Origin of the sequence: Dietzia sp. JS16-p6b, from assembly GCF_003052165.1 — a bacterium.
Classification (GTDB): Bacteria; Actinomycetota; Actinomycetes; order Mycobacteriales; family Mycobacteriaceae; genus Dietzia.
In genome coordinates, this window is record NZ_CP024869.1 from 3,215,233 (window position 1) to 3,242,055 (window position 26,823).

A 26,823-nucleotide genomic window follows, 5' to 3' on the forward strand; every position below is an offset into this window, starting at 1 on the left:
CTGAAAGGGGCGACGAGCAGTCCCTCAGTAGAAGCCGTTCTCGAGGTTGTGCTGCTTGGCCCCCGAGTAGGCGTCGACCATCCCCCAGACCCAGAACCCGAGCATGATCGGGATCCCGATCAGGACCACGGACAGCAGGATCCCGAGGAAGTACCCGGCCATGATGCCGATCCCCTTGCCCGCCTGGCCGTTGATGATCGTGCCGAGCCCCGGCAGGAAGAAGGACAGCACCAGCGAGAGCGCCGGCTCCTTGCGCGACGCACCGTAGTTCGTCGCGTACGGGTGCACAGCGCCGGCACCAGGGGCCCCGTAGGGCTGGACACCGAAGTGCTGGGCCCCGTAGGGCTGGTCCCCGTAACTCGGCATTCCGTAAGGTTGAGCCCCGAATTGCTGAGCCCCGAATTGCTGGGCGCCGTAGGGCTGATCGTGGAACGGCTGGTCGGCGAACGGCTGCTGGCCGTACCGGGGGGACGTGTACCCCTGACCGCCGAAGTCGGTCGACCCATAGGGCTCCGTGCCATACGTCGACCCGAAGTCGTCGCGGTCGCGGCCGTAGGGCTCGTGATTCTCCGACGGGGTAGTCATGCCCCCACAGTAACGCGGCGCAGCGACATGCCGGTTGCGAGCCGGTATCAGTTGCGCGCGGTCATCCCTGGACGAGCCCAGATGTCGGCGCAGTCGACGCAGGCGTCCTCTGACACGACCCCGACGCGCTGCAGTTGCCCGTACATCCAGCACCCGAGGCAGAACCCCAGAGAGGCCTCGGCGAGAGCTGCGGCCACCAACACACCCAGCACCACGACCCCCGCCGTCGTGAGCCCGCCCAGGAACAGTCCGAGCGCGACCGAGGACATGACCAGGCCGATCGTCTGGGCGAACCGCTTGGGCGCACCAGCGACCAGCTTGGGCTCGGAGCTGACCCTCGGGGCGAGCACGTGCACCGAGAGCCTCCCGAACGGTGAGTACCGCGGGCCTCCGGCCACCCGGAGGGCGAAGCCGACGACCAGCGCCGCGGCGAGCCAGGTCTGCGCGGGCGGCGGTGCCAGCATCGTCCCCACCGCGAGCGCCACCACCAGACCGGCGGTGCACCGGGCGGCGTAGTCATTGACTACCTCTGGAAACGCGAACACCTCTCGCAGGCTCATGCCCGACCTCCTCGACCTCTCCGTAGGTTCCGTACCGGCACTTAGGTAGACAGATCTGTCTGTCAATGCCTCCGAGGGTACGCCTGAACCGGCCGAAGTCCCAGTCCGGTCGTCACGGGACCAGCCGACCCCGGGGCACCCGCACCCCGCTCCTAGGCTGGCGCCCGTGCCCCACACCTAGGCTGGCGCCCGTGCCCCCACCGCTCCGCCGCCGTTCCGGTTCGCCCCGACCGCCCGCCGCACCGTCCTTGCCGCGTCGGGACCAACTGCAGACCCCGAGGTCCGATCTCGAACCGGACGGTCTGTGGGATGGCGTGTGGGCCAGCGCCGAGGACGCCCCTGCGCCCGCCGAGGGCGCGGTCCAGATGGGCGGTGCGGAGATCCGTGAGTCGATCCTCCAGGACATCCGGCTGAGCAGTGCCAGGGCCGACTCACTGCGACTCACCGATGTCGAGCTGCGCGGGTGCGACCTGTCCGGCATGGTCGCCGACGGGGCCACGTTGACGCGGGTCAGATTTGTGGGCTGCCGCCTCACCGGCGTAGTCCTGTCCGACAGCAGACTCACCGACGTGTCCTTCGACGACTGTCACGCCGACATGATCAACCTGCGCATGGCCCGGTTGCACCGGGTGCGGCTGTCCTCGACCCGCTGCAGGCAGGCCGACCTCATGGAGGCGCGGGTGGCGGACCTGTCGACCGACGGCGCGGACCTGCGCGGGGCGACCCTCGACAAGGCGTCGTTCGCGGCGGCGGACCTCCGCGGGGCCGACCTGGAGGACCTGAGGGGAGCGTCCGCCCTCCGGGGATCGCTCATCTCGCCGGAACAGGTCCTGGGGGTCGGCCTGGCGCTGATCGCCGAGGCGGGCATCAGGGTTGAATGACTTAGGGCGAGCAGACGGGGCCGAGCAGACGGGCCGAGTGAACGGGATGGGACGAACGCTCAGGGTAGGTGGGTGGCCGCGTCGCGCCACTGGTTGACGGCCCGGTTGATCATCGCCTGGAGGCGGAGCACCTGGTCGCGATCCGTCAGGGTGACCCCGTCGACCCCGGTCCTCAGCACGAGTTCGGGCGTCCCGCGGCCTGCGCCGTTCTCGTCGAGCACCACCGTCTCCGTGACGGTCACCTCGAGAACCGCGTCGTCGGCCGGCCCGTCGACTTCGGCGACGAGGTCATGCCTGTAGCGGGGGGTCGAGAAATCTACTGCATCGGTCACGAGGGGAACTCCCGACTGGGAACGGAGGGATTTCTTCCACCATAGGGGCGGCGGGAGAGGTGATCGCACCAGTGGGACAGCGTGTTACCGGTTGTGACGGATCCGTGACCCACACCACCACCGCCCGGTTGTCGCACACCGACGAATTGTGAGGAAAGTTGCGCGAGTTGCTTGTGTGATTGTTGTTACTACTTGATACTTCCCCCATGACACCAGCCGGTCAGCCGTCGCGCCATGCCCTCCTCCCCCGCCTCATCGTGGCCCTGGCCTCCGCGGTCGCTCTGGCCCTCGGCCTTCTCGCCGTCGTCATCTCCCCCCGCGCCGACGCCGTCGTCCCCCTCTCCCCCGCGTTCGACAGCCTGGCCCGCGGCGTCGACTCCTCGAGTTGGCAGCATCCGCACGGCGCACACGTCGACTGGCACGCGGCCGCCGCATCAGGCCAGTCGTTCGCCTTCGTCAAGGCCACCGAGGGCACCGGCCCCGCGAACCGCTACTACGAGGCCGACGTGGAAGCCGCCCGCGCCGCGGGGATGGCCGTGGGCAGCTACCACAAGGCGCGGCCCGCGATGGATCCCGCGATCCAGGCGCGCGCCTTCGCCACCCGGGTGCAGTCGGTGGGCGGCGAACAGTTGCCGCCGGTGCTCGACATCGAGACCGACGAGGGCAAGAACCCGCAGGAGCTGATCGAGTGGACGCGGGTCTTCCTCACGGAACTGCAGCACCTCACCGGTCGGACGCCGATCGTCTACACGTACCGGTTCTTCTGGATCGACCGGATGGCCAACACCACCCAGTTCTCCGAGTACCCGCTGTGGCTGGCCGAGTACGGGGTCCCGGAGCCGACGCTCCCCGTGATCGGCGGGTGGAACGAGTGGCTGTTCTGGCAGAACTCGGAGACAGGCGAGGTGCCGGGCTTCACCGGTCCCGTGGACCTCAACATCTTCGCCGGGACACGCGAGGATCTCGGGGCGTGGATGGGGCCTGTCACGCCGGGCGAGGCGCCGGCGCCCGCACCCGAGGCCGCGCCAGCTCCGGCGCCGGCGCCCGAACCGGCACCGGAGATCGCGCGCGTTCCGGATCCCGCACCGGTCCTCGATCCCGCTCCCGCCCCTGTCGCCGGGGGACGCGCGGAACCGGTCACCATCGTGGTCCCCGAAGGTCTCCCCGCGCCCGACGGCGTCAGGCTGCCCGAGACCGTCACCGTCCCGGCCCACATGCTCGACCAGATCCCGCCAGAGTTCCGCTAGACCGCCCGGCGCCGGGACACCGCCGCCCGCAGCGCCCGCCAGCCCACGAGAAACACCCCGGTGGCGAGCGCGGCCACCACCATGAAACTCCAGTGCGGCACCCGCCCGTCACCCAGACCGCGGATCACCATCCCGCCGACGAGCGTGCAGGCCCACACCACGACACCGGCTCGGACCCTCGCGGGGTCGCGGCGTGCGATCAGCACCGCGATCCACCCCACCAGCAGGCCCACCAGGAAAGGCCACGCCGTACCCCATACCTGGCCGATACCGAGGCCCTCGGAATGGGCACCGCGCCCGAAGGTCGCGAACACGACCACCGACACCGCGTCTAACAGGAATACCAACGGAAGCGCCACCGTCGTCACGACTCCTTCTCGTCTCGTCGCGTCGGGCCACTCACCGCACAGGAGTCCTCGTCGGCCTCGACATGGGTCTCATCGCGGGCCCCGCGGCCGCTCCCGTCACCCTCGCCCGGCTCGCCGGGCTCGCCCGTCCGCGTCCCGTCATCGCGGACCCGCAGGAGGGGGATCGGACCGGAATGGCCGTGGACGGTCGGGCGCCACGGCGTGCCGTGCAGCGGCCACATCGCGGCGATTCCGGCCGGCGGGGCGGCGACGACCGCGGACCGGTCAGGGTGGCCAGTAGTCGACGACGACGGGCGCTCCGGAGGGGGAGAGCCGTCCTCGTGGGCGACATCGGGGTCGACCTCCACTGCTCCACGGTAGAAGAGGAAGAAGACCACCCACCCGGCCAGCGCCACCAGGACAAAGCTGACGATGCGGTAGAGGAACACCGCCGCGAATGCCTGATGCGCACCGAGTCCGCCCGCGGTAAGTGCGGTGATGAGCGCGAACTCGACCGTCCCGAGCCCGCCCGGAGTGATCGGCGCGGAGGCCACGATCTTGCCGGTCACATAAGCGATGCACAGACCTCCGATGCTGGGCTGCGCGCCGACCGCGTGGGCGGCCGCCCACAGGCAGCCGACATCGGCCACCCAGTTGAGCAGCGAGAACGCGAAGGCCTTGGAGAACTGGGTCTTGGTCATCTCGACCGCCTCGGCCTGCTCCACGATCTTGCGCACACCGGCGGCGCCGTGATCGGCGGACTTGCGTCGCCGCGCGTTGACCCAGGCCAGGAGGGTCAGCAGGGCCTCCTCGATCCTGTCCGGGTTCCGCGCGGCCCACTGCACCACCACCACGATCGCCACGAGACCGACGGCCGACAGCATGAGCAGGAACGGGTTGGACACGCGGCCCACCAGGAAGAAGCCCGCCAGCGCGAGCAGCACGATCCCCACCGCCGACAGCACCCCGGAGATCACCAGCTGCCACGACGCCACGACGCGGGTCGCACCCCACTGCCGGGTCTTGCGGTAGGTCAAGGTGGTCCCGAAGACCTGACCGCCGGGAATGCACGTCGAGAACGCGTTGGCGGAGAAGACCAGGCCGACGCTCCCCCAGTACCCCACCCTGACCCCGGCCGACTGGAGGAGCACCTTCTGCACGGAGCCGTAGCTGGACATGGAGAGGTACGAGAACACCAACGCGACCGCGACCCATCCCCAGTGCGGATTGACCACCGCCGAGAACCCCTCGGCGAAGAACGGCATCTGTCCGCGGAGCCAGTAGAGGACGAAACCCAGGACTGTGAGAGTGGCGATCGCCTTGAACCAGGGGTTGGCCAGGACCATCCGGACACCACGGCGAAGCGTGGTGCCCCGCGTCCCCTTCATCACGCCACCATAACCCGCGGGACGGCCGGGACCCAGGTTCACACTCCGGGGGCCGGGCCGGGCCTCACGCGTCGTGATCGCGTTCCCTCTCCCGCTCCCGTTCCCGCCGGAGCCGGGCGATCAGCTCTGCCGCGGGGATCTTCTCCCCCGCGCCGCCGTCGTCCCGGCGACGGGGTTCGGATCGGGGTGCGGGCTCGGATCGGGGTGCGGGCTCGGGCTGCGGTGCGGGCTCGGGCTGCGGTGCGGGCTCGGGCTCGAGGACCCCCACCGCGGTCGCCGAGCCCTGCGCCTCCACCGCGTCGGAGGTCGCGGAGGTCGACCGTCCGTCCACGGGCCCGTCCGGGGCGGTGACCGGCGCACCGGCGCCCGCCGACCCGACCCGTCCCGGGCCTGCGACCAGGAGCTCGGGCTCGTCGTCGATCTCGGCCTCGCCCAGGCCGACGCGCTCCTGGACGCGCTTCATCCACTTCGGCGCCCACCAGTTGTCGGTGCCGAGCATCTGCATCACCGACGGCACGAGCAGCATACGGATGACGGTGGCGTCGATGATGAGCGCGGCGATCATGCCGAAGGCGATGTACTTCATCATCACGATGTCCGAGAACGCGAACGCGCCGGTCACCACGATGAGGATGAGCGCCGCCGAGGTGATGATCCGACCGGTGTGGGCCACCCCGTTGCGGATGGCCTCCGCGGTGCGGGCCCCGCGCGAACGCGCCTCCACCATCCGAGACACCAGGAACACCTCGTAGTCCGTGGACAGGCCGTAGATGATCGCCATGAGAAGCACGACCACGGGCGAGGTCAGCGGCCCCGGGGTGAAGCCGAGCAGGTCGGCGAGGTGGCCGTCGACGAAGATCCACGTGAGGATCCCGAGCGTGGCCCCCAGCCCCAGCAGGTTCATGATCGCGGCCTTGATCGGCAGCACCAGCGAGCCGAACGCCAGGAACATGAGGATGGTGGTGGCGACGAGGACGTAGAGCACGAACCACGGCAGCCCGTCGACCAGTGCCTCCACCGAATCGCGCTCCATGGCCGGGTTACCGCCCACGTAGACCTCGGTCCCGGCGGGGATCGGGAACGCCTGCAGGTACTCGACGGTGTCGGTGGCCGCGTTGCGGTCGACGACGCCGGTCTGCAGGACCACCACGTCGCGGCCCTGCGCGTCCTGCTGGCCGGACCTGGCGAACTGGAACGGCCCGGTCAGGCCCGGTGCCTCGTTCGCCGCGGAGCGGATCTGCGACAGGGTGGTGCCGTCCGACCCGATCACGACGAGTTTGACCGGGTCCGTGCGGGTTCCGGGGAAATTCTGGTCGTACTGTTCCTGTGCCACGCGGGTCGGGTTGTCCGGCGGGAGGTAGGTCTCGTTGATGCCGCCGAACTTGACCCCGGAGAACGGGATGATCAGTGCGACCAGGACCACCACGACCGGGACCGCCACGGCCACCGGGCGCTTCATGGAGAAGTCCGCGATGCGACCGAACAGGCCGTTCTCGACCTCTTCCCGTGAGCGGTGGCGCTGCAGGCGTGTGATGCCGAGCATGTCGACGCGGTGACCGAGCATCATCAGAACGGCCGGCAGCAGGGTCACCGACAGTGCGGCGGCGAGGATCACCGCGGCGATCGCGCCATAGGCCACCGACTTGAGGAAGTCCTGCGGGAAGATGAGCAGGCCGGACAGGGTCACGCCCACCATGACCGCGGAGAACACCACCGTCCGACCGGCGGTGGCCACCGCGCGTCGCACCGCCGCGTCCGGCGGATACCCCTCGGCCATCTCCTCCCTGAACCGGCTCACCACGAACAACCCGTAGTCGATGGCCAGGCCCAGACCGATCAGGGTCACCACGTTCTGGGCGAAGGAGTTCACCGGTGTGACCAGCGAGAGCAGGTGCAGAGCACCGAGCGAGCCCACGATCGTCAGCACCCCCACCGCAACGGGCAGGAAGGCGGCGACGACCCCGCCGAAGACCACGATGAGCAGCAGGAACACCAGCGGGAGCGCGATCAGCTCCGCGCGCACGAGGTCCGCGTCCATGCCGTCCTGCAACGCACCGGCGACGGCCTGCACCCCCGCGACGTCGGTCTGGATCCCGTCGACGTCGATCCGGTCCTCGATCACCCGGAAGTTCTGGAGGATCTCCTCCTCCTCGCCGGCGATCTGGATGGAGGCCACGGCGATGCCCTCGTCCCGGTTGACCAGGGCGGGGGACTGGTTGAACACGAAGCTGGTCACGCCGGTGACCTCGTCCGGGAACTCCGTGCGGATCGAGTCGAGCGAGGCGCGGATGGGCTCCTGGAACGCCGGATCGTCGACCGTGGTGCCCTCGGGGGCGTGGTAGCTGACGACGACGTCGCCGAGCGCGTCACGGCCGTACGCCTCCTGCTCGAGCCGCTCGGCCGTCGCCCACCCGCTCTCCGGGTCCTCGAAGCCGCCCTGGCCGAAGGCGTTTCCGAACATGCTGCCCGCCACGCTGAGCGCGGCCATGACCACGACCATGACGACCGTGACGAGGATGCGGCGGCGGGCGACGACACGCCCGAGTGAGTTGAACACGGCGGCGCGCTCCTAACGCGAGGTGAGCAGGGCGGTGAGTGGCCGGAGCGGCTGCAACCAGGCCCCCTCGTCCGGCAGGTTCTCGAGGCTGACCCGGGGCAGGGGCTCCCGGAACACACCCGGGATGTCCTCCAGGTCGAGGAATCGAATCGTGTCGTGCTGGACGGCCCAGGTGGCGTGCTCCCGGAAACCGATGACGGTGACGGGGATCTCGTCGGCGAGATCCTCCAACGGTTCGCGGAACGCCTGGCCGTCGGCGGAGGCCACCACCACGCCCGCGAGCCGACCGGACTCGGCGCGCCGGTCGATGTGCTCGAGCATGTCGTCGTCGACATCCGAGTCCTCGCTGGTCTTGGGCTTGGCAAAGACGGCGAAGCCGACGTTGCGCAGGGCCTCGACCCAGGGGCGGACATTGTCCGAGGTACCCGGGACGATGTTGGTGAAGACGGTCGCCTCGGCCTCGAGGGTGTCGCCCGAGCTCACCGACAACTCGGCCGCGTACCCGAGCAGCCACCGCCCGAGCGCGTCGAAGCGTGGCCGGTAGAGGGCCGTGGGGCGTCCGCCGAGGATGGACCCGAGGCCCATGTCCACGTTGGGCGCGTCCCAGACGAGCAGCACCAGGCCCGGGTCGTCGGGCGGCACCACGTCGGTGATCTCGTGGTCGTCCGGTCCGTCAGGTGGGGTCATCGTCTACAGCCTCGGCCTTCTCGGAGATTCGGGTGTGTCAGTCTCTGCGACGCCAGAGGAACTCGTTGATCACTCGCTCCTCCTGAAGACCCTTGCCCTCGAACTTCGTCACGGGTCGTTTCAGACTGAACGGTACGTGCCCGTCCCCGGTCGTGGCGTCGAGCCGCTCGAGTGACGGTTCGGCGTCGCCGGTCTCGGCGATCCAGTCGGCGTAGTCGGCGTGGTCGGTAGCCACGTGGAGTACGCCGCCGGGACGGAGGCGCGAGGAGATCAGGGCGAACGTCCCCGACTGCAGGAGCCGGCGCTTGTGGTGGCGCGCCTTGGGCCACGGATCCGGGAAGAACACACGCACCCCGGTCAGGCTCGCCGGCGCGATCATGTTGGTGAGCACATCCACCCCGTCGCCGCGGATCATCCGGACGTTCTCGAGGCCCTCTCGCAGGATCATCCCCAGGAGCTGGGCCAGGCCGGGTTGGTAGACCTCGACGGCGATCACGTCCAGGTCCGGCTCCTCTGCCGCCATCGCCGCGGTGGACGTCCCCGTCCCGGACCCGATCTCGACGATCAGCGGTGCGACGCGACCGAACATGACCTCCGGGTCGATCACCTCGTCCGCGACGTTGCGGCCGTAGGTGGGCCAGTGCTCCTCCCAGTTGCGTTGCTGGCCCGGACGCAGTGTGCCGCGACGGAACCGGTAGGCCGTGACCCGGGGGAACAGACGCGGGTCGTGATCAGGGGTCGATCCGTCCGCCGATCGGGGGCTTTCGCTCTGGTTCACCCGGTCATCATCGCGTAGTCGGGGGCCCGGGTCCGAATCCGGTGGCCGTGCGGGTCGTCCCCGGGGATGGCGGGTCCTCGCCTCCCGTCGCCGCCGGGGCAGGGAAGGTCTTGCCCCGGGAGCCCGGCCGGGACACCATGACCCCGTGCCGATCGTGACCGAGGACGCCGCCACCCACACCAGGGTGCGGCCCCCTGGCGCCGACCCCGTCTCGCGGGTCCGACGGATCGTCGGTGCCGCGCGGGAGCACGGTGTCGACCCCGCGGCCGGAGACGGCCTCCGCGAGCTCGAACGGGCCCTCGATCGCGTCGACGCGCCGGTGGACATCCGCGTACGCGGCGGACTCGGGTCGGGTCGACGCACCCTCGCCGCGGCACTGCGGGCGCGACGGGGGTGGCGGCCCACGGTCGAGGACCTGGACGTGCTCGCCGCACCCGGACGGCCGGTGGGCCCTGCACCCGACGCCGAGGTCATCTGCCTGCGCACGGCGCCCTGCCGCCACGAGGAGGCCTGGATGCGGCGACCTCGCGCGCACCTCCAGCTGGTCGTGGCCACCGGCGTCGACGGCGCCGCCCCGCCCCGGTGGGCCCGTGAGCTCCCCGCGGTGGACGCCCGGCGGCCGTCCGATACGTCTCTCGACGCCGTCGTGGCCTTCCTCGACCGGGCCCTGGAGAGCCTCGCCGCCGTCCGCCACGCCCGCCTCGAGTCGGACCTGGAGACTCTCGCGGTCGACGACCGCGTCGGCGACCTCGCCGAGGCGGCGTTGTGCGCACTCGGCCCGAAGGGCAGGACGTGAGCGGGACCCAGGCGGACCCGCGCGGAGGGGGCGCCCTGACCGTGGCCGTGCTCGGCGCGCGGGACTCCGCCGCGCCGGCGGTCGCGGAGGCCCTCGGGGCGGTCGCGCGGCAGTCCGGTGCCGACGGCTCCCGTGGTATCCGTGTCCTCGTCGACGCCGGACCCGACGACCGGCCGGACGCGGCGGTCCTCGTCGTCGACGCCGTCTGCCCGATCCGTCCCGACGACCTCGAGGTCGCCCGTGGCGTCGCCTCCCGCGTCCCACTGGCGGTGGCCCTCGCCGGGGGAGTCGGCTCATGCCACCCCGACGCCCTGGCGGAGACCCTCGACGTCACCACCCGACGGCTGGCCGAGGCGGGCGTGACGGCGACTGCGCGGGTGGTGGACTCCGATCCCTCCGCCGCGGCCGACCTGCTCCGGGTGGTGCTCCACGCCCCTGCCCCGGGGCCCGTCACCGCCGCCGCGGGCACGGCGGGGGTGCGCGCGGGTCGGGGCGGCCTCGGCGGCGGAGCCGATCGGGCGACCGCACCGAATCCGGTTCCCGACACCGTCGACTGGCTCCTCGCGCGCCGCACCGAGGCGATCACCTCACGGTCGCAGGCGCTGCGGCAGGATGTCCAGGCACTGCGCATGGAGGTCGTGCAGGACCTGCACCGGTCCATGCGCGACCTCGGCTCGCGGGCGCGGGAGGAACTCGCGGCCGCGCCCAGATCACGAGTCGACGGGGTCGTCCGGGCACTGGCCTCCGACGCGGATCGCGTGATCGCGGGGACCATCGTCCGCGCGGACCGTCGCGCGGACGCCCTCGTGGCCCGACACCTCGGCGCCTCCGCGCCGACGACGCCGCGGATACCCGCACCGACGGGCGGCATCACGCCGGGGCGTCCGCCCCGGAATGCCGCGGAGGAGTCGCTCGTGATGCTCATGGGTGCCGCCGGCGGGACCGGCGTGGGTCGCATGCTCCTGTCACCACTCGCCGAGGTCCCCGGACTGTCGGTCATGGTGATCCCGTTGGCACTGATCTGCGGCGTGGCGCTCGGCTGGACGACGGTCACGGTCCGCCGGACCCAGTCGCTCCGGACACACACGGCCGCCGTCGTGACCGAACGACTCGCCGCCCTGCGCGCGGAGGTGGAGCAGTCCCTCGGCGCCAGGATCCTGGCCGCGGAGGCCACCATCACCGACGGCTTCGCTCACGACCCGGGCCCGCGGGTCGCCGACCTCGAACGCCGTATCCGCCGGTCACGACTCGCCGGGAAGGCCCCCGGAACCACGCCGAGCACCGTCTCCCCGGTTACTGTTGCGGAGCCCGCCGGCACTCCCCCGCCCGCCCTCGCCACCCCAGGGAGCCCCTCGCCATGACCGACTCCTTCCACGGACCCGACCCGTCCGATTTCAGCGCCCGTCCCGACGTCTGTGGCCTCGACGGGGCCCCGCTCGCCGAGGCCTCGTCCCTCGGCCTCCACGTCCCTGTGGGTGACGGCGTCCTCGATCTCGGCTCACCCGAGGCGGATCTGGACGGTGACGGCTTCATGGAGGCCGTCACCCGGGGCGACGGCCGGGGGCTCACCGTCTACACGGACGTCGACGGCGACGGCACGGTCGACCACGTCTCGACGGTCCGGTTCGACGGAAGCTACGACTCCTGGCGACTGGCCAATCCCGCCGAAGGGGTGCCGTTCGGCGGATTCACCAACGAGGCCCCGGCGGGGTCCCCCGAGTCAGCCCCTGTCCCGGCCAGATGGGAACGGATAGACCACGGTCACATCTGAAAAGTTGAGGCTTTGCTCACGTCGGGGCCGCGAACGAGGCCCGGACGGCGGCGGTGTGATCGGGTTGACGATAGTCTGTGACCGATACCATGCACCGTGCACGAGGAGCTGTGATGACCACCACCACCATTCCCGGCCTCGAGGGTCAGGCGCCAACCGATCACGCGGAGATGCTCGCGTGGATCGCCGAGGTCGCCGAACTGACCCAGCCGGACCGGGTCGTCTTCGCGGACGGCTCGGACGAGGAGTGGCACCGCCTCACGACCGAACTGGTGGAGCACGGCACGTTCGTCCGACTCGACGAGTCGAAGAAGCCGAACTCGTTCCTCGCCCAGTCCGACCCCAAGGACGTCGCGCGCGTCGAGTCGCGGACGTTCATCTGTTCGGAGACCGAGGAGGGCGCCGGTCCCACCAACAACTGGCGGGACCCGGCCGAGATGCGCGGCCACATGACCGAGTTGTTCAGCGGCAGCATGCGTGGCCGCACGATGTATGTGGTGCCCTACTGCATGGGCCCCCTCGACGCCGAGGATCCCAAGCTCGGCATCGAACTCACCGATTCGGCCTACGTCGTGGTGTCCATGAAGATCATGACCCGCATGGGCACCGCCGCCCTGGAGAAGATCGGGTCCGACGGCGAGTACGTCAAGGGCCTGCACACCGTCGGTGCGCCCCTCGAGCCCGGCCAGGACGACGTCCCGTGGCCGTGTAACGAGGAGAAGTACATCACCCACTTCCCGGAGACCCGTGAGATCTGGTCGTTCGGATCCGGGTACGGCGGAAACGCACTGCTGGGCAAGAAGTGTTTCGCGCTGCGGATCGCCTCCGCCATGGCCCGCGACGAGGGCTGGATGGCCGAGCACATGCTCATCCTCAAGCTCATCTCCCCCGAGGACAAGGTCTACTTCATCGCCGCGGCGTTCCCGTCCGCGTGCGGCAAGACCAACCTCGCCATGCTCCAGCCGACCATCGAGGGGTGGCGCGCCGAGGTCGTGAGCGACGACATCGCCTGGATGCGGTTCGGGGCCGACGGCCGGCTCTACGCGGTGAACCCCGAGTACGGCTTCTTCGGAGTCGCCCCCGGTACCAACTACTCGTCGAACCCCAACGCGATGAAGACGCTGGAGGCGGGGAACTCGATCTACACCAACGTCGCCCTCACGGACGACGGTGACGTGTGGTGGGAGGACCTGGAGGGGACCCCGGACCACCTGATCGACTGGCTCGGCAACGACTGGACCCCGGTGGGTGACGGCGGGGCGGGCAACGCCGCCCACCCCAACTCCCGCTACTGCGTACCGATCAACCAGTGCCCGGTCACCGCCGAGGAGTTCAACTCCCCGCAGGGCGTGCCGATCTCGGCCATCCTGTTCGGCGGGCGCCGGGCGGACACCGTGCCGCTGGTGAGCGAGGCCCACTCGTGGAACCACGGCGTCTACATCGGGGCCACCCTCTCCTCCGGCCAGACCGCGGCCGCGGAGGGCAAGGTCGGTGCGGTCCGCCGGGACCCGATGGCGATGCTGCCCTTCATCGGATACAACGTCGGTGACTACTTCCAGCACTGGGTGGACATGGGCGAGCGCGGTGGCGACAAGATGCCCAAGGTCTTCCTGGTCAACTGGTTCCGCAAGGGCGCGGACGGCCGCTTCCTCTGGCCCGGTTTCGGCGAGAACAGCCGCGTCCTGAAGTGGGTCGTGGACCGCATCGAGGGCCGCGTCGACGCGGATGAGACCGTGGCGGGGTTCACCGCCCGCGCCGAGGACATCGACCTCACCGGCCTCGACACCCCCCTCAGGGACGTGGAGGAGGCGCTGGCGATCGACCCCGAGGAGTGGCGCCGCGAACTCCCGCTCATCACCGAGTGGTTGGACTTCTGCGGGCCCAAGGTCCCGTCCGAGGTTCACGAGCAGTTCGCCGCTCTCAAGGAGCGCCTGGGCTGAGACCTCCGGGGCCTACCGAGGTCCCGCGGTCCGTGTGGCCGACCCTCTTTCCAAGATCCACAATCGGTGGGACAGTGGTCGCGTCATCATTACACTGGGCGCATGAGTGGAGGAGTGGCATGAGGTTCGCCGCTGCCGGTCTCATCGCCGTTCTCGCCGGAGGAGTGGGCGTCGCGGCGGCAGCCGTGATCCTCGGCCCCGCGGACACCGCCGCACCCTCCGTCGATGAGGTCGCCGACCAACTCGCCGAACCGCGATCGGACCCCCTGGTCGAGCGGGGTGGCACGCTCATCGAGGGGTCCCGGCCACATCTGACGGTGCGTTCCGGTATGCCCTCGGTCATGCTCGCCGGGACGATCCCGGGGTTCCTCGCGCTTCTACCCGCCTCGGCGAGCACCCTGCCCACACTCGCACCGTTCTCGGATGCGACCGGGGGGCCGGGCGATCCCCTCACCGCTCGTCGCTCGGGTCCGTCCGCCGTCACCCCGGCGTCAAGCAGCCCGGCCTCCACCGCCCGACTCCCCGCCCGCGCACCGGACGGCGGCGCCACCTCCGTGCCGTCGGCGGCGGCTCCCCGACCCACGGCGGTCGGTGGTCCGGCCCTCCTCCGGGCCGACGTCGCAGTGGCGCCGGTGGCGGTCCGACCCCCGACCGGCGGCCCCGCGACGGACCGCACACCACCGCCACACGCCGCGGGCACCGGTCGCCCCGACCACGCGGGGACCACCGGGCCTCCGGCCCACGCCGCCGCCACCCCGCGCGGCGAGGGTTCACCCCGCGACTCCTCGCGGACCGACGGCCAGCCCACACCGGGGTGACCCCGCGGCTCGGTAGGTCCCGCTCGGTCCGGTGGTGGTACTCGGCACGCCTGCGCATCACACTCGGCATCACGCTCACCTCGGCGGCCGTGTTCACCGCGATGGTCCTGTTCACCCTGCAGGTGCTCTACCTCACGGCCGAGCGGACGACGGACCTGCGACTCAATCGGGAGGCCGCCGACTTCACGACCTTCATCGATGCCGGGGTGCTGCCGTCGTTCGAGACGGAGGACCCCACGACCGAGCAACTCATCCGTGCCTATCTGGCCCAGCAGTACCCGTCGCCCGAGCTCCTCCTCGTGGGGACCGCCACCACGTCGGGCACGCAGTTCACTCTCTCGAGGTTCAGTGTGGAGGAAGATACCCTCTTCCCCCCGTCCATGAGGTCCCAGATCCAGCGGATCGGCCTGGTGTCAGACGAGGGTTCGGGGGTCATCGACGGCACCGTGCGCTGGCGGAAGGCCGAGGTCGACGGCCCCGCAGGCCCGGCCAACATCGTGGTCGCGATCAGCGACGCCCCCACCCGGGAGGAGACCGACCGCGTCGCCGACCTGCTACTGAGCACCGGCGCCGGCGGCATCGTCCTCAGCGCGCTCGTGGCCTGGCTCCTGGCCGGCCGGATGATCGTCCCGGTCCGTCGGATCCGCGAGGCCGCGGAGACGATCTCGGCCGCGGACCTCTCCCGTCGGGTCCCGGTCGACGGGCCCGACGAGATCGTCTCGCTGGCCGACACGGTCAACGCGATGCTCGAGCGCGTGGAGGAGGCCTACCGGACGCAGAGGGAGTTCCTCGATGACGCCGGGCACGAGCTGCGCACCCCCCTCACCGTGGTGCAGGGCAACCTCGACCTCATGCCCGAGGACCCCGATGCCCGGGCGGAGACGACCCGGATCATGCAGGACGAGTTGTCGCGGATGACCCGGATCGTCGAGGACCTTCTCACCCTCGCGCGGTCCGATCGGCCGGACTTTCTCCGGACCGCCCCCACGGACGTGGCGGAACTGGTGTTGGACGTCGAGGCCAAGATCGACGTGATCGCGGACCGGGAGTGGACGGTGCTCCCGTACGCGGAGGACATCGCCCTACTGGACCAGCATCGGATCACCCAGGCTCTCATCCAGTTCTGCTCCAACGCCGTCCGGTTCACGGGCCCGGGCGACGTCATCGAGATCGGCTGTCGCGCCATCGCCGCCGGGGACCCGACGGTCCCCGCCGACATGGCGGCGGGTCCGTTGCCCGAACCGCCGGAACGCGAGAACTACCGCCGACGCCTGCTGTGGTGGGTGCGGGACACGGGGCCCGGTGTCCCGCCCGGCGAGGAGGAGAGCATCTTCGAGCGCTTCCACACCGCCCGCGGGCAGCTCCGCGACGGGCGCGGCGGTACCGGTCTGGGACTGGCCATCGTCGCGACGATCGCCCGGGCACACGGTGGCCGTGCGTTCGCCTTCAACGCCAAGGGCGGGGGAGCGGCCTTCTGCATCGTCATCCCCTGTATCCCCGCGAGCAACGACTCAGGGGACGACACGGACTGATGTGACGCTCGAAACACGCGTTCCCCGTGGGATACTCCATTGTCGGAGAAGGAGGGTTGCATGACGAACGTTCTCGTCGTGGAGGATGACGATCTCATCCGCTCGGTACTGGTCAAGGCACTCGGCGGCGCCGAGTACACCGCACTCGAGGCTGTGGACGGAGAGAGCGCGCGATCCATCCTGTCGACCATCTCCGACATCGACCTCATGCTGCTCGACATCGGGCTGCCGGACGTCGACGGCCTGGCGCTGCTCCGGGAGGCGCGCGACCGCGGCTTCGCCGCACCCGTCATCATCCTCACGGCCCGTGACACCGTCGCGAACACCGTCGAGGGCCTGGACTCCGGTGCGAACGACTACATGGTCAAGCCGTTCCGGGTGCCGGAGCTGCTCGCCCGCATCCGGCTCCGTCTGCGCGAGCACGAGGCGTCAGAGGACCCGGGGATCCTCGAGCACGCCGGGATGAGACTGGACATCCGCACGCGCCGGGTCGAGGTCGACGGTCGCATCCAGGAACTGACCAACCGTGAGTACTCGCTGCTGGAGATGCTGCTGCGCAACAAGGGCGAGACCATCAGCCGTGAGCAGTTGCTCGAGAGCGTGTGGGGTATGGACTTCGACCCCGGGTCGAACATCGTCAACGTCTACATCCGGTCGTTGCGGCGCAAGATCGGGGAGAACAAGGTCCACACCGTGCGGGGCGTCGGCTACCGCGTGGAGTGAGTTCGCGCGGGATCGCGTCGGCTCTGGTGGCGGGCCGGGAAACCCGGTGAGGTCCCGGCCCGCCGGTCAGGTGCGCGGTCAGCGACTCACCTGGGGGGCTCCCACCCGAACGGCATGAGCACGCTCTGCAGCTCGCAGTAGGCGTCCAGCCCCTCGGGCCCGTTCTCGCGTCCGAGTCCGGAATTCTTGAATCCGCCGAACGGGGCGCTCGGGTCGAAGGCGTACCAGTTGATGCCCATGGTGCCGGTGCGCACCCGCTGCGCCACGGCGAGCGCGGCGTCCGGGTCGGCCGAGTAGACGGCGCCGGCGAGGCCGAACTCGGAGTCGTTGGCGATCTGCACGGCCTCGTCGACGGTGTCGTACGCGATGACCTGGAGCACGGGCCCGAAGATCTCCTCCTGCGCGATGGTCATGGAGTTGTCGACGTCGGTGAACACGGTCGGCTGGACGAAGGCACCCTCGGCGACGCCGGCGGGCAGTCCCTCGACCTTCCCGCCGCCGTAGGCGATGGTCGCGCCCTCCTCGACACCCTTGCGGATGTACCCCTCGACGCTGTCCTTCTGCTTGTGATTGGCCAGCGGCCCGAAGGCGGTGCCCTCGTCGGACGGGTCACCGACCGGCATGGCCTTGACGTTCTCGACCAGCGCGTCGACCACCTCGGCGTAGCGCGACCGGGGGGCGAGGATACGGTTCTGGGACACACACGCCTGCCCGGAGTTCATCAGCGCGGAGAACACCATGGTGCCGGCGTGGGCGGCGATGTCCGCGTCATCGAGGATGATCGCCGCGCTCTTGCCGCCGAGCTCGAGCGAACACCGGGTGAGGTTCCGGGCGGCGATGCCCGCGATGTGCTTTCCGACATCGGTGGATCCGGTGAACGAGATCTTGTCGACCTCCGGGTGGGAGACCAGGTGGTCGCCCACGGAACTCGGGCCGGTGACGACCGACAGCACCCCCTCGGGCAGCCCGGCCTCGCGGAACAGGTCCGCCAGCCACAGGGCGGAGAGCGGGGTCGCGGACGACGGCTTGAGGATCACCGAGCTGCCCGAGAGCAGGGCCGGGCCGAGCTTGGCCGAGTTGAGGTAGAGCGGAACGTTCCACGCGGTGACGGCGGCGACCACCCCGACGGGCTGGCGGGTCACCACGGAGGCGCCGAAGTCACCCTGCCGAACCTCGGACCACGGGAAATCGGTGGCCAGCTTCGCGTAGTAGCGCAGCACCGCGAGGGTGGGCGTCACCTGGATCATCGCAGCCGTGCCCGTGGGGGTGCCCATCTCGTCGGAGAGGATGCGGCAGACCTCTGCCTGGCGCTCCTCGAGCATGTCGGCGACCCGCCCGATCAGCGCGCCACGCTCCGCGGGCGGGGTGCGCCGCCACACGCCCGATTCGAAGGAGTCGCGGGCCTGGCTGACCATTTCGTCGACGTCCTCGGTGGTGGTCTCGGCCACCCTCCCGACGACGGCGTTCGTGGCCGGTGACGTCACCTCGAGAACACCCGTGGTGATGGGATCGGTCCAGCGGGTGCCGGAGAAGAGTTTGTCATGGACGACGACCACGGGGACCTCCGCGAGGTAGAAAACGAGAACGCGTTCCACTTCATAGTAGACGAGTGTCCGACTTCGCGCGGCGGCTAGCGCGCCCGCAGCACCAACACGAGATTCGACACCACGACCTCACGCACCACCGGCACCCGCACCAGCCACCACGCCCACCGCGGGTGATACCTCGGGAAGGCGGCGAGCAGGTCGCCCGATCCCGTCCCACGCGCCCACTCGAGACCCTCCGCGCACCCCACTCGGAACAGGGATTCGCCGTACACGTTCTTCGGAGGTCGGCCGTGGCGACGTTCGTACAGCCGCCGCGCGCGCTCCCCACCCAGATAGTGCGTCAACCCCATCTCGTGGCCACCGAACGGGCCGTACCAGAGGGTGTAGGAGACCACGACGAGGCCACCGGGCCTCGTCACCCTGAGCATCTCCTCGGCCATCGTCCAGGGCTCGGGCACGTGCTCGGCCACGTTGGAGGAGATGCACACGTCCACCGATCCCGACCGGATGGGCAGCGACATCCCGCTCCCCCGGACCGACCCCGCCTGGTCCAGTCCGGCTGCCGACATCTCCCCCACATCGGGTTCGACGGAGACGTAGCGCGCCCCCTCGGCGGCGTAGGCATCCGAGAAGTACCCGGGCCCGCCCCCCACGTCGAGCACCGTGAGGCCCGGCAGCCTCGACCCCGGCCCGGCCGGCAGCAGGTCCCCGGCTTCCGCCCACAGGTCCGCCACAAGGTCGACCGTGTCGCGCGCCAGGCCGGAATAGAAGGCATCCGGGTCGGACTGCTCGAGCGGGAACGACCGAAGGAGGCCGAGCGAGCGTCCGAGACTCGCCCGGCGGGCCACCGAACGGAGCGCGCCGGACCGATGATCTGCAGGTGGGGTCACAGCGGAGACGATACCGGCGGACCCGCGCCCGATCCGCGCTGCGTACAGTGTGCGCCGTGGCTCGAATCCTGCTGTTGTGCTGGCGCGACAGCACCCATCCGCAGGGCGGCGGCAGTGAGCGCTACCTGGAGCACGTCGCGGACGGTCTGGCGGCCGCAGGGCACACCGTCGTCTACCGGACCTCCCGTCCCCGCGGAGCGTCCCGTTCGGACGTGAGACGAGGCCCCGCCGGGGCGGGTGTCACGATCAGCCGCGGCGGTGGCCGCTTCACCGTCTACCCGCGGGCACTCGGGGCGATCCTCCTCGGTCGGTTCGGGGTGGGCCCGCTCGGCCGGGTGCGACGACCCGACGTCGTGGTCGACACCCAGAACGGCGTCCCGTTCTTCTCCCGCTTCGCCACCTCCGCGCCCGTGGTGGTGCTGGTCCACCACATCCACCGCGAACAATGGCCCGTCGCCGGGTGGCTTGTCTCGAGGATCGGCTGGTGGATCGAATCGCGCCTCTCGCCGCGCGTGCACTCGGACAGCCAGTACGTCACCGTGTCGCTGCCGTCGGCGGAGGAGCTCGTCGAGCTGGGAGTGTCCCCGGAGCGGATCGCGGTGGTCCGCAACGGTCTGGACCCGCTGCCCGACGGCGTGCGGCCGGGCGCACCCGGGACCCGCGCCGACGGCCCGCGCCTGGCGGTGTTGTCCCGACTGGTGCCGCACAAGCACGTCGAAGACGCCCTGGACGTCGTGGCGGCGCTCCGCGAGAGCCACCCCCGGCTGGTACTGGACGTCATCGGAAGTGGGTGGTGGGCCGACCGCCTCCGCGAGTACGCGTCCGAACGGGGTCTGGACTATGCCCCGGACGGTCCCGGGCCCCGCCACACCGCGGGTGCGGTCGTGTTCCACGGTCACGTGGACGAGGCCACCAAGCACCGGATCCTCGCCGCCGCGTCTGTCCACCTCATGCCCTCGAGGAAAGAGGGGTGGGGCCTGGCCGTCTCCGAGGCCGCGCAGCACGGCGTCCCCACCATCGGATACCACCACGCGGCCGGGCTGCGGGACTCGATCGACGACGGCGCGACCGGCCTGCTCGTGGACGACGTCGCGGCCATGACGACGGCCACCGGGCGTCTGCTCGACGATTCCGGACTCCGTGACCGGATGGGCGAGGCCGCGCGACGCAAGGCCGCCGCGCTCTCGTGGCCCGCGACCGCGGCGGCGATGGCGGAGGTCCTCACCGCCGTCACCGAAGGGCGACGGGTCACCGGGGTGATCGGCGGCCCACCGCGACGAGGACCAATGCCGCCAGAGCGGTGACCAGCCACAGCACGTGCGCCGCGAGGACCACGGCCCGGGAGGCCTCGGACGCGGACGGCGGCGCCGAGAGCTCCCGGCCGTCCGTCCCACCCAGCTCGTAGAGGACGAGTTCGGGATCGGCGAACCTCGTCGTCGCCGCCGACACGGTCCGGGCGGACTCCCCCCGGGGGCCGGTGGAGGTGCGCTCGTCGAGCACCCACCGCACCCCCAGTCCGGTCAGCGCGCGGGGCTCGTCTCCGCGTAGCAGCGCCTCGGTGGCCTCGCGAGCGCGGTCCCCCTCCCCCGCCACCGTGCCGGCACCGCCCACCACCAGATCACCGGGGACCAGGACCCGGGTGTCGAGCATCCGGGGGCGGGGTCGAGCACAGCGGCCCCACCGGCCCAGATCGGGGTGGAGCGGAACGACCCGGCCGGCAGGACCAGCATGTCCCCGGGCCGGCCGTCGACGATATCCGCCACCCGGGCCCACCCCTCTCCATACGTGACCGGACGGAGCGAGTCCCACAGCACGCGCGGGGCGTCGGGTACGGCGGCGACGGCGACTGCCGTGAGCACCACCGCCGCCCCGACGGGCCGCAGCCGGGGGGCGAGCGCCCGGGCGGCCAGGCCCCAGGCGAGCACGGTGGCCGGCAGGGCGAGCGCCACGAACTTCTGGGTGTCACGCAGCAGGCCCGCCGCCGGGATCGCGTCGAGGAGCGCGGTGAGCGCGGCGATCCCCGGGCCTGTCGCCGAGAGGGCCACGAGCAGCCAGGTGACCAGTGCGAGGGGGACCGTGGCGCGGACCACCGGGTCACGACGAGCACGCCACAGACCGGGCGCCGCCACGGTCCAGACGGCCAGGAGGAGCACCAGTGCGACGGCCGCCCACCAGCTCCCGCGGGAGGGCGGGACGGCCGCCGAGTTCCAGATCCCGCCCAGCGCCACCACCGAGCCAAGGGTGCCGATCCCGGTCTCGGCGCGGGCCGCGAACGCGGCGACCCCGGGGCCCCCTCCGCCCTCGCTCACGCCACCCACCCCGCCGCTCCCGAGCGCAGTGGCCAGCACCCAGGGCAGCGCGGTCACCGCGGCCGCCACCGCGAGCACGGCGGCCGACCCCGCCCGTCGGCGCGCGCCGCAGGCCAGCGACACCGCTGCGGCCACCACCGCCAGCACCCAGCCCGTCGGGGTGAGCCCCGCCACGGCCACCGCCGCGCACGCCGCCGCGACGCGGGGCCTCGGACCGGCCACCAGCACCGGCAACGTCACGACCGCGGCCACCCCGGCCAGCAGCGACCAGTGGCCCTGGAGCAGACGCTCCACGACCAGCGGATTCCAGACCGCCACCACGACGGCCGGCAGCCTCACCAGGTGGCCCGCCCACCCCGGGGTGTCGAGGCCCGCGCTGGTCGTCCCGCGGGCCACCTGCCGGACCAGAGCGCCCGCGGCGACCGCGATCCACACGCAGAACGCCGCCGCGAGCAGCCCCGTCAGCGGCCACACCGGCAGTCCGATGCCCTCCAGAGCGCGGGTCGCCCAGGTCACCGCCACGTCCTGGGGCACCGCCCGCGCCGCCGACTCGCCGAGGCCCAGAGCGGCGTCCGACAGCGGCGGCGTGGGGGTGGCCACCCAGTCCCGGAGCAACGGGAACCCCGGGCGGGCCAGGCCGGCCAACAGCAGCACCGTGATCACCACCCCGACCGCGGCATCCACCGCGACGTCCACCCGCGGCCCCCGACCCGGACCCGCGGGCCCGGGTGGCGGACCGGACCCGGTGGCTGACATGGGCACATTCCACCATGCCGTCCGACGCGCCGGGGTCGCGGGCGACACCCTACGATCACCGGTGTGGACCCTCAGGCACGCGCGGCGTCACCCGGTTCCGCGACCAGGCGTTTCCTGACCGGTGCCGGGGCGGTGACGCTCGGGTCCCTGGTGGCCAACATCGCCGCGTACCTGCTGCACCTGCCGGCGTCCCGCTGGCTCGGGCCCGAGGGGTACGGCGCGTTCGCCGCCCTGCTCTCCGCCCAGCTGCTGGTCGCGGTGCCGTCGCTGGCGCTCCAGGCCGTCGTGGCGCGGGAGCTCGTCAGAGGGGTCCCGCACGAGGCACTGCGCTCCCTGGGCGCGCGGGTCGCGCTGCTCGTGGCCCTCATCGCGGCGCTCACCGTGGTCCCGGTGGCACACCTGCTCGACACCCCGGTACTCGCCACCGCGGCCGCGTTGTCCCCCGGGCCGGTGTTGTGCCTGCTCGCCGCCGAGCAGGGTCTGCTGCAGGGCGCCGAGCGGTTCCGCGCCCTCGCGGCGGTCCTCGCCCTGGCGGGAGCCGGAAAGGTCATCCCGGCGGTCGCCGTGCTGGCCGCGGGCGGCGGGGTCGGGGCGGCGCTCGCGGCGGGCGCGGTCGGCGTGGCGGGTGCCTGGCTCGTGGCCCGTCTGGTGGCCGCCGGGGTGGGCAGGTCGACCACGACGAGGGGTTCACGCAACCGGGCCGGCGGCGCCGTCGTGTCGTCCCCCGGTGTGACGGCCGTGTTGGCCGCCGGCCAGGTCCAGCTGGTGATGATGGCGTTGACCTCGGTCGACCTTCTTCTGGCGCGGGCTCTGCTCTCGCCCGAGGACGCCGGCCGCTACGCGCTCGGCGCGGTGGCCGCCAAGGCCGCGTTCTGGCTACCCCAGGCGGTCGGCACCGTGCTCTACCCGAGGATGGCCGACCCCGCCGGTCACCGCGGTGCGGTCCGCTCGGCCGTGGGCGTACTGCTCGGGATCGGTGCGGTGGTGGTGCTCGCCGCCGCGGTGGCGGCGCCACTCGTGCCGACCGTGGTGGGCGAGGGCTACCGGCCGGTCACCGGGGTCCTGTGGGCTTTCGCGAGCCTCGGCGTCACCCTGAGCGTCCTGCAGGCGTTCCTCCTGTCGACCATCGCCACCAACCGGACCGTGGAGGCGGGGATCGCGTGGGTCGGCCTGCTGCTCGCCGCAGCGGCCGTGTGGGCGGTGCCCCGGGAGTTGTCCTCGGTTCTCGGGGCGACCCTCGTCGTCGTCGTCCTCACCACCCTCGCCGCCGGCTGGCGGGCCCTGCGGGTCCGTCCCGCCTGAGCGTCCGGGATGGCCGAGCGTCCGAGCGCACTCAGCCCCCGACGTCGTGCCGGGTCTCTCCGCGCAGCGTTTCCCCGGCACGGCCTCGCGGCGGCGGACAGACCACCAGGCCAGCCGACGAGAAGAGCGTTCCGCACACCCGCCTCTCGGGCGATGTGAGCGGAACGCTCTTCTCGTCGGTCCGGGTCGGCGGGGACCGGGGTCAGCGGGAGGTCACGCGCGCGGCGCCGGCCCTGCTCCCCCGTCGCCGCGGGCGCCACGGGTGGCGCGCGTGCCTCTGCCGGTCGGACCCCCCGCGCCTCCGCGGAGGCCCAGCAGGATCCCGCCGAGGACGGCCAGGACGCCCAGCACTCCGAGCACCGCCGGCAGGATGCGACCGAACGTGTTGAGGGTGTCCGCCGTCTCCTGGGCGGCGGACAGGGTCCGCTCCTGGGTCTCCTCGTTCCACCCGGACTCGAACCGGACGGCCGTCCGGGTGGGCTCGGCCCGCTCCTCCTCCATGCCCGCCGCGTCGTTGACGAAGGCCTCCGCCTCGTCCTGGTCCTCGGCGAAGAACTGGTAGATGTTCTCGCTGCCGTTGATGATCTGACCGGTCTCGGGGTTCACGTACACCGTGCGGGTGTTGGTGTAGAAGCGCCGCATGTCGACCTCGCGCTCCGGGTCACCCGCCAGACCCCACTGTCCCGCGGTCATGCCCTCGCGCCGGTAGCTGGCCAGGACGGCCTCCACGGCGGGGTCGTACCCGTCGCTGATCGACGCGAAATGATCCCGGATCGAGGACCACATGTCGATCGGCCCGAGCTCCTGACGGAACTCGTACGCGTCGATGCCGCCCACGGTGGTCTCACCGACGAAGGAGATCGGGTTGGTGGTGAAGGTGCTGGCGTCGAAGTAGTCGTAGTCCCGCTGCTCGGTGTCGAACGGGAACTTGTACTGCAGTCCCCGGCGGACGAACCCGGCCGGTGCGGTCTCGTCGCCGGCACCGGTGGCGACCAGCTGCAGGGTGCTCACGGCCTCGTCGGTCGGCTCGGCGGTCACCCGGTCCACGGTGACCCGGTCGATCGACGCGTTGACCAGGCCCTCGACCCCGTCCGAACCGGTCTTGTCCTCGCGGAGCAGCGACTGCGCGGCCTGGAACGTGATGACCTCGGAGTCCGACGGCTCCACCGCCTGGACGCGGCGCTGCGAGTAGAGCGGGATGTCGTTGTCGATGAAGCAGGTGACCGGGAACTGGACATCGGCGTCGTCAGCCGCCGGGCCGTCCGGGGTCTCGACGACCTGCTCCTCGTCGGTCGCACCCTCATCGGGCGAACCGCCGGCCGCGTCCTCGTCGTCGCCGTTCGCGCCCCCGGCGCGGCACTCGGGGCGGTCGGCGTTGAGCTCGGTCGGTGTGTTACCGGCCAGCGCCGCGCCGACCAGGACCGCACCCTGCGTGGTGTTGGTGACAGTGGTGGTGTTGATGTCCAGCGGGGTCTTCTTCTGCGTCGGCACCACGAAGAAGACCAGCGCCAGTGCGATAGTGATGAGGAACGCTCCGAGCCCGACGAGGACCAGTGCGGGCACTGACGACCTCCGTCCCGCGGAACTGCTCTGTCGTGCCATCGGTTGTCCTCCTGGAGTCGCCCTGGATCCACCGGTTACCCCCGGGTAGCTTCCCGGGTCGGTCGCCGGACCGGACCATCATCAGGAGAAGATTAACAGTGATGAAGAACGCATTCGCCACCCCCGACCGACAAGTCGGAACTCTCCCGTCCGCCACCGGCTTCGTGCCGGCGTTGGAGGGCTTCCGCGCGGTCGCCGCGATCGCCGTCCTCACCACTCACGTCGCGTTCCAGACCGGGTCCTCCACGGGATCGGCGATCAACCGACTCTGGGGCCGGTTCGACCTGTCCGTGGCCGTGTTCTTCGCGCTCTCCGGCTTCCTGCTGTGGCGGGCCCACGCCCTGCACGCCCGACAGGGCGGACCCGGCACCGCCCGGTCACCGGGGTCCTACCTGCGCTCCCGCCTCGTCCGCATCATGCCCGCCTATCTCGTCGTGGTGGCCGCGGTGTTCCTCCTCATCCCCCAGAACGCTCGCACCTCGGCCTCGACCTGGATCGCCAACCTGACCCTGACGCAGGTATACGTCCCCGACTCGCTGGTCGAGGGCCTGACCCACGCGTGGTCGCTGTCCGTGGAGATGTCGTTCTACCTCGTTCTGCCGCTGCTGTGGTGGGCGCTGGCCGGGCTCCGGGGCCGCGCGGCGCGGTGGCGGATCCCGACGATCGCCGCCGTGGGGGTACTGAGCCTGGCGTGGGCTCTGGTCCCCTGGTACGAGCTGGGGCTACCCGAACGGGTCAACGACCAGATCCTGCCCCCGGCGTTCGCCTCCTGGTTCGCGGCGGGGATGATCCTCGCCGAGCTCGCCGCCGCCCCGCCCGGTCGGCTGGCGGCGCTGGCCCGACACCGCCACGCGCGGTGGGGGTGGTGGGCCGTCGTCGCGCTGGCGCTCGGCGCCAGCACCGTCCCGCAGTGGTTCACCGAGGGCTTCGTGCACCCGTCCGGCCCCGAGTTCGCGGCCCGGACCGCACTGGGGGCCGTGGTGGCGTTCTGCCTGTTGGCCCCGGTGTCGCTGGCCCCGCCGGGGCAGCGGTTCATGGTGCTGGACTCCGCCGTGATGGGCATGCTGGGCCGGTGGTCCTACGGGGTGTTCCTGTGGCACGTCCTGGTCCTGCACTTCGCGTTCCAGATCGCGTTCGTGCCCATGTTCTCCGGGCACATGCTCGAGATCTGGCTGATCACCGTGGTGGTCTCCGTCGTTCTCGCGGCGGCGAGCTACGCGCTCGTGGAGGTGCCGTCAGGGCGCTGGTCGGCCCCGCGGCGCACCCCCCGCGGGACGCCGGAGGCCGATGGCCAGGCCGCGGCCATCCCGGCGCAGACGAGCCCCGCCACGGTCGCGACCTGAGGGGGCCAACCGTCACCGGCGTACCCCAGTGGGTCCGGCCAGGGTGCTCGGGACAACACCGCGGCCCCGGCGACGATCCCCACCCCCGAGCCCACCACCAGCAGGTCCCGCGCGCGCCGTGCGCCCAGGTGA

At 71.5% G+C, this 26,823-nt stretch carries 25 protein-coding genes; 12 read left to right on the top strand and 13 right to left on the bottom strand.

The genetic code is table 11. The features are described 5' to 3' along the window. Positions 1-24: 24 nt before the first annotated feature. Both CT688_RS17560 and CT688_RS14815 read right to left on the bottom strand, forming a co-directional pair. Positions 25-585: a hypothetical protein gene (locus CT688_RS17560; protein WP_197431432.1), complete on the bottom strand. Its 561-nt coding sequence runs from the start codon at positions 583-585 to the stop codon at positions 25-27. 47 nt (positions 586-632) lie between these two features. Then, the gene (locus CT688_RS14815; RefSeq protein WP_095718127.1) at positions 633-1,145 is read right to left on the bottom strand and encodes a DUF4395 domain-containing protein; all 513 of its coding nucleotides are present in this window, start codon (positions 1,143-1,145) and stop codon (positions 633-635) included. 191 nt (positions 1,146-1,336) lie between these two features. Between CT688_RS14815 and CT688_RS14820 the strand changes: the two genes are divergently transcribed. Further along, the gene (locus tag CT688_RS14820; protein WP_231750369.1) at positions 1,337-2,026 is read left to right on the top strand and encodes a pentapeptide repeat-containing protein; all 690 of its coding nucleotides are present in this window, start codon (positions 1,337-1,339) and stop codon (positions 2,024-2,026) included. Positions 2,027-2,085: 59 nt separating this feature from the next. On the opposite strand, the gene CT688_RS14825 is transcribed toward CT688_RS14820, so the two are convergent. Then, positions 2,086-2,358 carry a hypothetical protein gene (locus CT688_RS14825; RefSeq protein ID WP_017836166.1) on the bottom strand — a complete coding sequence of 91 codons (273 nt, stop codon included), beginning with the start codon at positions 2,356-2,358 and terminating at the stop codon, positions 2,086-2,088. A 206-nt stretch (positions 2,359-2,564) separates the two neighbouring features. Here CT688_RS14825 and CT688_RS14830 point away from each other — a divergent pair, with 206 nt between their 5' ends. After that, positions 2,565-3,605, top strand: a complete 1,041-nt coding sequence (locus CT688_RS14830; RefSeq protein WP_231750370.1) for a glycoside hydrolase family 25 protein — start codon at positions 2,565-2,567, stop codon at positions 3,603-3,605. Here CT688_RS14830 and CT688_RS14835 read toward each other — a convergent pair. The 5 genes from CT688_RS14835 to trmB form a co-directional block, all read right to left on the bottom strand. Further along, a complete protein-coding gene (locus CT688_RS14835) occupies positions 3,602-3,964 on the bottom strand; it encodes a DUF3054 domain-containing protein (RefSeq protein ID WP_231750371.1) in 363 nt (120 codons plus the stop codon). The genes CT688_RS14830 and CT688_RS14835 overlap by 4 nt on opposite strands. Positions 3,965-3,969: 5 nt before the next feature. Next, positions 3,970-5,340, bottom strand: a complete 1,371-nt coding sequence (locus CT688_RS14840; protein WP_095718130.1) for a YbhN family protein — start codon at positions 5,338-5,340, stop codon at positions 3,970-3,972. 64 nt (positions 5,341-5,404) lie between these two features. Next, positions 5,405-7,897, bottom strand: coding sequence for an MMPL family transporter (locus CT688_RS14845; RefSeq protein ID WP_107757514.1), 2,493 nt, complete (start codon positions 7,895-7,897; stop codon positions 5,405-5,407). A 12-nt stretch (positions 7,898-7,909) separates the two neighbouring features. Then, positions 7,910-8,584, bottom strand: a complete 675-nt coding sequence (locus tag CT688_RS14850; RefSeq protein ID WP_107757515.1) for an NYN domain-containing protein — start codon at positions 8,582-8,584, stop codon at positions 7,910-7,912. A gap of 37 nt (positions 8,585-8,621) precedes the next feature. After that, positions 8,622-9,362, bottom strand: coding sequence for a tRNA (guanosine(46)-N7)-methyltransferase TrmB (gene trmB / locus CT688_RS14855; protein ID WP_107757516.1), 741 nt, complete (start codon positions 9,360-9,362; stop codon positions 8,622-8,624). 145 nt (positions 9,363-9,507) lie between these two features. Between trmB and CT688_RS14860 the strand changes: the two genes are divergently transcribed. From CT688_RS14860 to CT688_RS14890, 7 genes are all read left to right on the top strand, one after another. Continuing rightward, the gene (locus CT688_RS14860) at positions 9,508-10,158 is read left to right on the top strand and encodes a hypothetical protein (RefSeq protein WP_107757517.1); all 651 of its coding nucleotides are present in this window, start codon (positions 9,508-9,510) and stop codon (positions 10,156-10,158) included. Next, positions 10,155-11,519 carry a hypothetical protein gene (locus CT688_RS14865; protein WP_107757518.1) on the top strand — a complete coding sequence of 455 codons (1,365 nt, stop codon included), beginning with the start codon at positions 10,155-10,157 and terminating at the stop codon, positions 11,517-11,519. The genes CT688_RS14860 and CT688_RS14865 overlap by 4 nt, the downstream gene beginning before the upstream one ends. Continuing rightward, positions 11,516-11,929, top strand: a complete 414-nt coding sequence (locus tag CT688_RS14870) for a DUF6802 family protein (protein WP_107757519.1) — start codon at positions 11,516-11,518, stop codon at positions 11,927-11,929. The genes CT688_RS14865 and CT688_RS14870 overlap by 4 nt, the downstream gene beginning before the upstream one ends. Before the next feature lie 113 nt (positions 11,930-12,042). Then, positions 12,043-13,869 (top strand): phosphoenolpyruvate carboxykinase (GTP), encoded by a 1,827-nt coding sequence (locus CT688_RS14875; RefSeq protein ID WP_107757520.1) that lies wholly within the window; start codon positions 12,043-12,045, stop codon positions 13,867-13,869. Positions 13,870-13,988: 119 nt separating this feature from the next. After that, positions 13,989-14,687, top strand: a complete 699-nt coding sequence (locus tag CT688_RS14880; protein WP_107757521.1) for a hypothetical protein — start codon at positions 13,989-13,991, stop codon at positions 14,685-14,687. Further along, positions 14,684-16,219, top strand: coding sequence for a HAMP domain-containing sensor histidine kinase (locus tag CT688_RS14885; protein ID WP_107757522.1), 1,536 nt, complete (start codon positions 14,684-14,686; stop codon positions 16,217-16,219). Before CT688_RS14880 ends, CT688_RS14885 begins: the two co-directional genes overlap by 4 nt. 60 nt (positions 16,220-16,279) lie before the next feature. Further along, positions 16,280-16,942, top strand: coding sequence for a response regulator transcription factor (locus tag CT688_RS14890; RefSeq protein ID WP_107757523.1), 663 nt, complete (start codon positions 16,280-16,282; stop codon positions 16,940-16,942). Positions 16,943-17,028: 86 nt separating this feature from the next. Here CT688_RS14890 and CT688_RS14895 read toward each other — a convergent pair whose 3' ends face one another. Further along, a complete protein-coding gene (locus CT688_RS14895; RefSeq protein ID WP_231750372.1) occupies positions 17,029-18,537 on the bottom strand; it encodes an aldehyde dehydrogenase in 1,509 nt (502 codons plus the stop codon). 35 nt (positions 18,538-18,572) lie between these two features. Then, positions 18,573-19,379 (bottom strand): class I SAM-dependent methyltransferase, encoded by an 807-nt coding sequence (locus CT688_RS14900; RefSeq protein ID WP_231750373.1) that lies wholly within the window; start codon positions 19,377-19,379, stop codon positions 18,573-18,575. Positions 19,380-19,435: 56 nt separating this feature from the next. Between CT688_RS14900 and CT688_RS14905 the strand changes: the two genes are divergently transcribed. Next, positions 19,436-20,683, top strand: a complete 1,248-nt coding sequence (locus CT688_RS14905) for a glycosyltransferase family 4 protein (RefSeq protein WP_107757524.1) — start codon at positions 19,436-19,438, stop codon at positions 20,681-20,683. Here the strand turns inward: CT688_RS14905 and CT688_RS17845 are convergent. Together CT688_RS17845 and CT688_RS14910 are read right to left on the bottom strand one after the other, a co-directional pair. Continuing rightward, the gene (locus CT688_RS17845) at positions 20,628-20,972 is read right to left on the bottom strand and encodes a hypothetical protein (RefSeq protein ID WP_234414835.1); all 345 of its coding nucleotides are present in this window, start codon (positions 20,970-20,972) and stop codon (positions 20,628-20,630) included. The two genes, CT688_RS14905 and CT688_RS17845, sit on opposite strands and share 56 nt — an antisense overlap. Continuing rightward, positions 20,900-22,444: a hypothetical protein gene (locus tag CT688_RS14910; RefSeq protein WP_234414836.1), complete on the bottom strand. Its 1,545-nt coding sequence runs from the start codon at positions 22,442-22,444 to the stop codon at positions 20,900-20,902. The genes CT688_RS17845 and CT688_RS14910 overlap by 73 nt, the downstream gene beginning before the upstream one ends. Positions 22,445-22,507: 63 nt before the next feature. On the opposite strand from CT688_RS14910, the gene CT688_RS14915 reads away from it, so the two are divergent. Beyond that, positions 22,508-23,746 (top strand): oligosaccharide flippase family protein, encoded by a 1,239-nt coding sequence (locus tag CT688_RS14915; RefSeq protein WP_107757525.1) that lies wholly within the window; start codon positions 22,508-22,510, stop codon positions 23,744-23,746. A gap of 213 nt (positions 23,747-23,959) precedes the next feature. On the opposite strand, the gene CT688_RS14920 is transcribed toward CT688_RS14915, so the two are convergent. Beyond that, entirely contained in the window at positions 23,960-25,348 is a 1,389-nt protein-coding gene (locus CT688_RS14920; protein ID WP_231750374.1) for a DUF3068 domain-containing protein, read from the bottom strand. 101 nt (positions 25,349-25,449) lie between these two features. On the opposite strand from CT688_RS14920, the gene CT688_RS14925 reads away from it, so the two are divergent. After that, on the top strand, positions 25,450-26,691 hold the full coding sequence (locus CT688_RS14925) for an acyltransferase (protein ID WP_197431433.1): 1,242 nt from the start codon (positions 25,450-25,452) through the stop codon (positions 26,689-26,691). The last annotated feature ends 132 nt before the right edge of the window (positions 26,692-26,823 follow it).